The sequence below is a fragment of the Noviherbaspirillum denitrificans genome (assembly GCF_002211445.1).
GTDB classification, from domain to species: Bacteria; Pseudomonadota; Gammaproteobacteria; order Burkholderiales; family Burkholderiaceae_D; genus Noviherbaspirillum; species Noviherbaspirillum denitrificans.
Genome location: NZ_LSTO01000001.1, coordinates 409,705 through 418,641 on the forward strand (window position 1 = coordinate 409,705; position 8,937 = coordinate 418,641).

At 64.0% G+C, this 8,937-nt stretch carries 7 protein-coding genes; all 7 read left to right on the forward strand.

What is annotated here, in order from left to right; translation table 11 throughout:
- The coding region (locus AYR66_RS02025) for a molybdopterin-dependent oxidoreductase (protein ID WP_206047023.1) at positions 1 to 2,126 on the forward strand (2,126 nt) is incomplete at its 5' end.
- Positions 2,127 to 2,321: 195 nt separating this feature from the next.
- Positions 2,322 to 2,690, forward strand: a complete 369-nt coding sequence (locus tag AYR66_RS02030; protein WP_088706128.1) for a hypothetical protein — start codon at positions 2,322 to 2,324, stop codon at positions 2,688 to 2,690.
- A 92-nt stretch (positions 2,691 to 2,782) separates the two neighbouring features.
- Positions 2,783 to 3,928: an alpha-hydroxy acid oxidase gene (locus AYR66_RS02035; RefSeq protein WP_088706129.1), complete on the forward strand. Its 1,146-nt coding sequence runs from the start codon at positions 2,783 to 2,785 to the stop codon at positions 3,926 to 3,928.
- A 115-nt stretch (positions 3,929 to 4,043) separates the two neighbouring features.
- Entirely contained in the window at positions 4,044 to 5,558 is a 1,515-nt protein-coding gene (locus AYR66_RS02040) for a tetratricopeptide repeat protein (protein WP_088706130.1), read from the forward strand.
- Positions 5,559 to 5,953: 395 nt separating this feature from the next.
- Positions 5,954 to 6,811: a hypothetical protein gene (locus AYR66_RS02045; protein WP_088706131.1), complete on the forward strand. Its 858-nt coding sequence runs from the start codon at positions 5,954 to 5,956 to the stop codon at positions 6,809 to 6,811.
- Positions 6,812 to 6,821: 10 nt separating this feature from the next.
- A complete protein-coding gene (locus tag AYR66_RS02050) occupies positions 6,822 to 7,583 on the forward strand; it encodes a type IV pili methyl-accepting chemotaxis transducer N-terminal domain-containing protein (protein ID WP_088706132.1) in 762 nt (253 codons plus the stop codon).
- Positions 7,584 to 7,592: 9 nt separating this feature from the next.
- Positions 7,593 to 8,937: multicopper oxidase family protein (locus tag AYR66_RS02055; protein WP_141104143.1), on the forward strand; the 1,345-nt coding region annotated here is incomplete at its 3' end.

Genomic DNA, 8,937 nt, shown 5'->3' on the forward strand with positions numbered 1-8,937 from the left:
TCAGCATTCGCGGCCATGACGAGGATGTGTTCAGCCGAGGCTACATCTGCCCCAAGGGCGTGTCGCTGAAAGACTTGCACGACGACCCGGACCGCCTGCGCACGCCGCTCATCAAGCGTGACGGGAAGTTCGTCGAAGCGAGCTGGGACGAGGCCTTCGCCGAAATCGAACGCCGCCTGCCGCCCATCCTCGCCGCGCACGGGCCCGATGCGATGGCCATGTCCTTCGGCAATCCATCGGTGCACAAGATCGGACTGATCCTGTACATCGGCCGACTGGCGCGCGCGCTTGGCTCGCGCAATATCTTTTCCGCGTCGACCCTGGACCAGATGCCCAAGCAGCTGTCGGTCGGCCTGATGTTCGGCAACTGGCTGTCCTTCCCCGTGCCGGATATCGAGCGCAGCGACTTCCTGCTGATCCTCGGCGCGAATCCCATGGTCTCCAACGGCAGCCTGTGGACGGTGCCCGACTACCGCGGCAAGGCGAAAGCGATGCGGGCGCGCGGCGGACGCATCGTCGTCGTCGATCCGCGCCGCACCGAGACGGCAGACGCAGCGGATGCGCACCATTTCATCCGGCCCGGCAGCGATGTCTATTTCCTGCTTGGCATGGTGCATACCCTGTTCGACGAAAAGCTGGTGCGACTCGGCCGCCTGGCGGAGCATGTGGCGGGCGTGGATGACGTCGAAGCGGCAGTGAAGGATTTCCCGCCCGAGAAGGTCGCCCCGCGCTGCGGCATCGAGGCCGGCACCATCCGCGCGCTGGCGCGTGAACTGGCTCAAGCCGAACGCGCCGCCGTGTACGGCCGCATGGGCACCTGCGTGCAGGAATACGGCACCCTGTGCAGCTGGCTGATCGACGTGCTCAACGTCCTCACTGGCCATCTCGACCAGGAAGGCGGCGCGATGTTCGCGAAGGCGCCGGCCTTTGCCGCCAACACCATCGGCAAGCCGGGCATCGGCAAGGGCGTCGGCACCGGCCGCCGCAAGAGCCGCGTGTCCGGCGCGCCCGAGGTGATGGGCGAGTTCCCGATGGTGTGCTTGGCCGAAGAGATCGACACGCCCGGCGAAGGCCAGGTGCGCGCGCTGCTGACCGTTGCCGGCAATCCGGTGCTGTCCGCGCCCAACGGCCCGCGTCTCGCGGCAGCGCTCGACAAGCTCGACTTCATGGTCAGCGTCGACATCTATCTCAACGAAACGACGCGCCATGCCGACGTGATCCTGCCGGGACTATCGCCGCTGGAAGACCTGCACTACGACACCGCTTTCCCGCAATTCGCGTATCGCAACTATGCACGCTACAGCGACCCGGTGCTGGAGCGGCCGGCAGGCCAGACCCCTGAATGGCAGATCCTGCTGAAGCTGGCCGCGATCATCCAGGGCAAGGGCGCCCAGGCGGATGTGGAAGCGATGGACGACGAACTGTTCGCTGACGACGTGCGCCGCGTCGCAGGGGAACATGCGGATGCGCTCATCGCCGCCTACGCACATCTGAAGGGTCCGGAGCGCCAGGTCGACTTCGCGCTCCGTACAGGACCGTACGGCGACATGTTCGGCCGGCGTCCGGAAGGCATCAACCTCGCCAAGGTGAAGGCCGCGCCGGGCGGCATCGACCTCGGCCCGCTGCAGCCGCGCATCCCGGAAGTCTTGCGCACGCCGTCGGGCAAGATCGAACTCGCGCCTGCCGCGCTGCTGGCCGACCTGCAGCGCCCTGCCGCGGAACTTGCGCAGCCCGTGCCCGAGCTCGTGGTCATCGGCCGCCGCCAGGTCCGCTCCGGCAACAGCTGGATGCACAACCTGCCGACGCTGGCGAAAGGTCCCTTCCGCTGCACGGCGCTCGTCCATCCCGCCGATGCGCAACGACTCGGCCTGCAGGACGGCGGCAAGGCGCGCATCAGCGGCAAGGGCAGGGTGATCGAAGCACAGGTGGAAGTGAGCGGGGACATGATGCCGGGCGTGGTCAGCCTGCCGCATGGTTGGGGACACGACGTGCCGGGAACGCGCATGGCCCTCGCCGCGGAACGCCCTGGCGCCAACCTGAATGCGGTGCTCGATGAAAGCTTGCGCGATCCCTTGTCCGGCAATGCCGTCCTCAACGGCCTCCCGATTGCGATGCAGCCTGCGTGACGTGTCACGAAGCGGAGACGGGCGCCCTTCATTGTGACGGGCACCCGTTTCCTTTCGGGCTTGTTGTCGGCTTTGCAATGGCATAAAGCTGCGATTGAGAAATGTCAATCATCCGTCGTGTTTGTCTGCCGGTTATCGTTGCATCACTGCAAAATCTCCCCACTGTTTCAAATGACGTTTCAAGCGAGGAGAGACATGAGAAAAAATACCGCCATCGTTCACCGTGCCGGCTACACGCCCAACCACCTGCTCGACACCTTGATGGTGAAGCTGGAAGTCAAGAGCGACGCCGCCCTGGCCCGTTCACTCGGCATCCCGGCATCCACCATCAGCAAGGTCAGGCATCGCCAGATGGCGGTCAACTCGTCGCTGCTGCTGGCCGCGCATGAAGTGACCGAAATGAGCATCCGCGAGTTGCGCAACCTGCTCGGCGACACCGAGACCCGCTACTGGCTCGGCGACCTCGACTTCGGCCGCACGAAGGAACGCATCCCCGCGTTCCTCGAGCGCCCGCGCATGGTGCCGCCTTCTTCGCAGCCCATGCAGATGCAGGGACATGCATGACGCGTTGAATTAATTTCACCCGCGCGTTTTACGTCGCGTTTCCCCTCTTCAATTACACTAGCGCCAGTCAATGAGGAGGAGGAAACGCTTTCATGCCCGTCATCACCAACATTGAAGACCTGCGCATCCTCGCGCAGAAGCGCGTCCCGCGCATGTTCTACGACTATGCGGATTCCGGTTCCTGGACCGAGTCGACCTACCGCGCCAACAGCACAGATTTCGAGAAGATCAAGTTCCGCCAGCGTGTCGCGGTCAACATGGACAACCGCACGCTCAGGACGACGATGGCCGGGCAGGAAGTCTTCATGCCGGTGGCAATTGCACCGACCGGCCTCACCGGCATGCAGCATGCCGACGGCGAAATCCTCGCCGCCAAGGCTGCCGAAAAATTCGGCATCCCGTTCACCCTGTCGACGATGAGCATCTGCTCCATCGAAGACATCGCTGCCCATACGAAAGCGCCGTTCTGGTTCCAGCTGTACGTGATGCGCGACCGCGACTTCATCCGCCGCCTGATCGAACGCGCCAAGGCGGCCAAGTGCTCCGCCCTCGTGCTCACGCTCGATTTGCAGGTGCTGGGCCAGCGCCACAAGGACCTCAAGAACGGACTGTCGGCACCGCCCAAGCTCACCATCGCCAACATCCTCAACATGATGACCAAGCCGCGCTGGTGCCTCGGCATGCTTGGCACACCGCGCCGCAGCTTCGGCAATATCGTCGGCCATGCGAGCAGCGTGTCGGACATGTCTTCGCTGTCGTCATGGACCGCGCAGCAGTTCGATCCGACGCTGTCCTGGGATGATGTCGAATGGATCAAGAAGCAGTGGGGCGGCAAGCTCATCATCAAGGGCATCCTCGACGAGGAAGATGCGCGCCTCGCCGCACAGAGCGGCGCCGACGCGCTCATCGTGTCCAATCACGGCGGCCGCCAGCTCGATGGCGCGCAATCGTCGATCGCCGCGCTGCCGGGCATCGTCGATGCAGTGGGCGACAAGATCGAGGTGCACTTCGATGGCGGCATCCGCTCGGGGCAGGATGTGATCAAGGCGCTCGCACTGGGCGCGAAGGGCACCTACATCGGCCGCGCCTTCCTTTATGGTCTCGGCGCAATGGGCGAGGCCGGCGTGACGAAGTGCCTCGAGATCATCCACAAGGAACTCGACCTCACGATGGCCTTCTGCGGCGTCACTGATGTGAAGAAAGTCGACAAGAAGATCCTGCTGCCCGGGACGTTCTGACGCTGTCTCGCGAGGCCAATCGTTTGGCCTCGCCGATCATCGCAAGCCGCTGTCTCCGCGGTGCATGTCAATTTAATATCGTTTCACGATTCGTTGACATTCACTGTGGAAGATCATGCGCCAACACACCCTCCCCCTGCTTTCCATCCTGCTGATTTCCTTCTCGGCCCATGCCGGCTATGTGGAAGGGCTCGCGGCCTACAACAAGAACGACCATGCATCGGCGCTGGTCGAATGGCGTCCGCTCGCCGAGCAGGGCGACGCGCGCGCGCAATACCAGCTTGGCTGGATGTTCGAGCGCGGCGAAGGCGTGAAGCAGGACCACGCGCAGGCCGTAGCCTGGTACCGCAAGGCAGCCGAGCAGGGATATCCGCTCGCGCAGATCAACCTCGGCAACATGTACACCCTCGGCAACGGCGTGCCGCAGAACCACAAGCTCGCGGTGCTCTGGTACCGCAAGGCGGCTGACCAGGGATATACCAGTGCGCCGGTCAATGCCGGCATGCGTTTCGAGAACGGCGACGCGGCGGAATCCGAATACGACCTGCCGCGCTACCGCAAGCCGGTCGAATCCGATCGCGTGGTGGTGCAGTTCAACCTTGGCAGCATCCTCTACAACAATGGACAGGGCGCGCCGCAGGATTACGACCAGGCGGTCGCATGGTATCGCCGCGCGGCGGAACAGGGACATGCGCTGGCGCAGATCAACCTCGGCAACATGTACACCAACGGCCAGGGCGTACAGCAGAACCACAAGATGGCGATGTACTGGTACCGCCGCGCCGCCGAGCAGGGCAATACCCAGGCGCTGAACAACATGGGCAACATGTTCCGCAAAGGACTGGGCGTGAAGCAGGATTACGCGCAGGCGCTGCAGTGGTACCGCAAGGCTGCGGAACTGGGTGATGCCGCCGCACAGGTCAACCTCGGCCTCATGTATTACACCGGCGAAGGCCTGCGCCAGGATTTCAGCGAAGCCTTCCAGTGGTACAGCCGTGCGGCGCAGCAGGGCGATGCGGGCGCGCAGTACAACCTCGGCCTGATGTTCTTCCACGGCGAGGGCGTCGCGCAGGATTACCTCGAAGCCTCGGAGTGGTATCGCAAGGCGGCCGAGCAGGGCCACGCGCTGGCACAGCACAACCTCGGCAACATGTACATGAAGGGTCTCGGCGTCGAACAGGATTTCACGATGGCCGTGCAATGGCACCGCAAGTCCGGCTTCCAGGGCGATGCGCATGCGCAGAACAAGCTGGGCGACCTCCTGTTCGCGAACGGCCACGGCGCATTGCAGGATTACGAGGAAGCGGCGCAGTGGTACCTGAAGGCCGCCGAGCAGGGCTATGCGCCCGCACAGGTCAACATTGCGAACATGTACCGCCGCGGCATCGGCGTGAAGCAGGACTTCGCGCAGGCTGCGCAGTGGTATCGCAAGGCGGCCGACCAGGGCGACGTCAACGCGCAGTACCTGCTGGGCATCGTCTACGCCAATGGCGAAGGCGTGAAGCAGGACATGGCGCAGGCGATGGACTGGTATCGTCGCGCCGCCGAGCAGGGGCATGCGGGCGCGCAATACAACCTCGGCATCCTCTATGCAAAGGGACGCGGCACCCTGAGCATGCTGGGCCGCTGATCCGTCAAAAGGCAGGGCGCGGCGCTGCCTTGATTTTGCGCAAAGGCAAAATTTCCTTTCGGATCATGGACATGCGGAAGCTTATACCGTGTTATCCACAGAATTGACCACAGCAATTGTGGGCAAGTTGGCAGGCGTTACCAAAATCGTGCCGCGCCCGTCATCCTCCGTCTGTCAGCATGTTGCCGATGCGTCTCGCAGCAGTCTTTTCCGCCCGCGCTGGAAGGCCGTTACCTTTCCCGGATTCTTTTGAGCCGGCAACGTGTTTTCTCCTGTTTTAGCTCTTTCGCGGCAGCATCGTTCAGTTAAGATGTTGCCAGGCCATGAGCGGCTTCGCCGCCGCTTCGGGCTGCATCGTGCGTCACCTTCAACCCAAGGACGCAGGGGAGAAAACAATGAGAAAACGATTGATTGCGGGACTGCTCCTGGCGGTCGCAGCGCATGGCGCGAGCGCGCAGACAGCTGATCCGGAACAGCAGCGCCGCCTAGCCGAACAAAAGCTCAAGCTGGTCGAAATGCTGCTCGGTTCGCCCAAGGCGCAAGCCGCCGGCGCCAGCAACGACAGCGAAACCGTCGCCCTCGTCGACCGCGGCAAGGCGTTGCTCGCCCAGGCGCGCGAAGCGCTCGCGGCGCAACGGCATGCCGATGCATCGAAGGCGCTCGACGAGGCATTGCAGAGCGTTTCCAAAGCCAACAACCGCAGCGCCGGCGGCCTTTCCGACTCGGTGCAGAAGCAGCGCCTGCAGGAGATGTCCGAGCAGGTGGCCACCTACCGTGCATCGCTCGCCGCACTCGTGAAGGAAAAGGCCGCACCCTCGGCCAAGCAGACGCTGGACCGCGTGGACGCGCTGACCGAGGAGAGCCGCAAACTCGCCGCCGCCGGCCATCTCGGCGATGCGAACAAGAAGATGGCGGATGCCTACAAGCTCGAAGTCGAGGAAGTGTCGCGCCTGCGCGCCGGTCAGGAAGTGGTGCTGTCGCTCAAGTTCGACACGCCGGCCGACGAGTATGCATACGAGCAGAAACGCTACCAATCGAACGAAATCCTGGTCGGCATGATGATCGGCGAAGGCCGCGCGGATGGAGACCGCCGCAAACTGGTCGACGGTTTCCTGAAGGAGGCTGCGACACTCAAGGAAGAAGCGTTATCGCTCGCCGGAAACAACCGTCACAAGGAAGCCGTCGCCGTCATGGAAAAGGCCACCGTCCAGCTCAATCGCGCGCTGCAGTCCATGGGCGTACCGGTGTTCTAGGGGAACCACGATGAAATCAATCAAACGCCTGTGGCTGGCGCTCGCGCTGGCGCTCTCCGCGCAGCTTGCGCATGCGGTCGACGCCGCCGCCGTCAGTCTCGCCGGCGAACAGCGCATGCTCTCGCAACGCATCGTCAAGGCATGGTGCCAGTTCAACCTGAATGTGCAGAAAGACCTGTCGCGCGCGCAGCTCGCGGAGTCGATAACTCGCTTCGACGGCAATCTCGCCTCGCTCGAAAAAACAGCGACGGCCCCCGAGGCCGCCACCGCGCTGGCTGGGTTGCGCGCTGCATGGACGCCGCTGCGTGCAGCGGTGCAGGGCGAGGTGCGCGTATCCGATCCGACGCAACTTGACGCCCGTGCCGAAGATGTCCTGATGGCCGCCGAGCATTTGACGCGCGTGCTGCAGGATAAATCCGATGCGCCCGTCAGTCGCTGGACAAACCTTGCCGGCCGCCAGCGCATGCTCTCGCAGCGCATCGTCAAGATCTACATGCTGCGCCAGATGGGTGTCGAAAGCGCCGCGATGCGCGAGGAAAGCGAGCATGTCGAGAATGAATTCTCCGGCGCGCTCGCTGCAATGCGCGTGAATGCGCCCACGCCCGCCCTCAAAGCCGAGCTCGACAAGCTGGCGCTGCAATGGGAATGGCTGCACGCGGTGCTTGCCACTGAAGGCGCCGAATCCTTTCGCCTCATCATGGCCGAGGGCGGCGAAGCCGTGCTGCAGCTTGCCGACCAGGTTACGCGGATTGTCGAACAGTCCGCCCGATAAGGAGTATCCATGTCTATAGATCGCCGCCGCTTTTTGCTGGCCGCTTCCGCGCTCGGCGCATCCTCTGCGCTTCCCGGCGCGCTGCTGGCCGCGCCCGCACGCAATGAAAAACGTGTGGAACTCACCGCTTCCATCTTCGGCGCCGCACTCGACCCGTCGAACCCGACGCGCACAAGCGTGTGGGGCTTCAACGAGCAGTTGCCCGGACCCGCGCTGCGTTTCCGCCGCGGGGACAAGGTGCATTTCGCCTTCACGAACGACCTGCAGCAAGACAGCGCCGTGCACTGGCACGGCATCCGCGTGCCGAATGCGATGGACGGCGTGCCCCACGTTACGCAATATCCTGTCGAGCCGGGTGACGGATTCGATTACCGCTTCGAGTTCCGCGATTCCGGCACCTTCTGGTACCACCCGCACCAGTCGAGCTTCGAGCAGGTTCCACGCGGCCTGTACGGCGCCCTGATCGTCGAGGAAGACAAGCCGCCGGTCGTCGACCGCGACGAAGTATGGGTGCTGTCGGACATCAAGCTGGATGAGCAGCGCCAGCAGGTGGAAGACTTCGGCCGCATCCTTGACATCGCCAACGAAGGGCGGCTCGGCAACCAGTTGCTGGTCAACGGCCTCAACGCCGGCCTGGACCGGAAACTGGACGTGCGCGCCGGTGAGCGCGTGCGCCTGCGCCTCGTCAATGCGGCTTCCGCACGCTTCTTCCGCCTCGCCGTCGAAGCCCACGACGTGCGCGTCATCGCTTACGACGGGCAGGGTGTGGCCCCGCATGTGATTCCGGCCACCGGCCTGCCGCTCGGACCGGGCATGCGCGCCGACCTCATCATCGACTGCATGGGCAAGCCCGGGCAGCGCTTCGCCATCCGCGACCTCGGCCGCCCGCCGCTGGTGCCCGCCTCCGACCTCGGCGTGCTGGCGTACAGCGACGAACGCGCGGTGCGCAGCAAGCCTTTGTCCGCGCCGGTCACCCTTGCGCCCAACCGCATTCCCGAACCTGACCTCCGAAAGGCAGCGCAGCACGTCATCATGTTCCAGGGCGGCATGCGCGGCCAGCCGGTGATCGGCATGGTCGATGGCAAGCCGTCGCGCATCCAGGAAATCATGGCGAAGCAGGGGCTGGCCTGGACGATGAACTACAACGCCCAGCATGAGCACGCGCTGATGCACGAACCCTTCCTGCATTTGAAGAAAGGCGAAAGCGTCATCCTGCGCATGATCAATGACACCGCCTTCGACCACCCGATGCATCTACACGGGCATTTCTTCCGCGTGCTGGCGGTCAATGGCAAGGCCAACGCGCGCCGCGAATGGCGCGACACGGTCATCATGGGGCCGCGCCAGACGATCG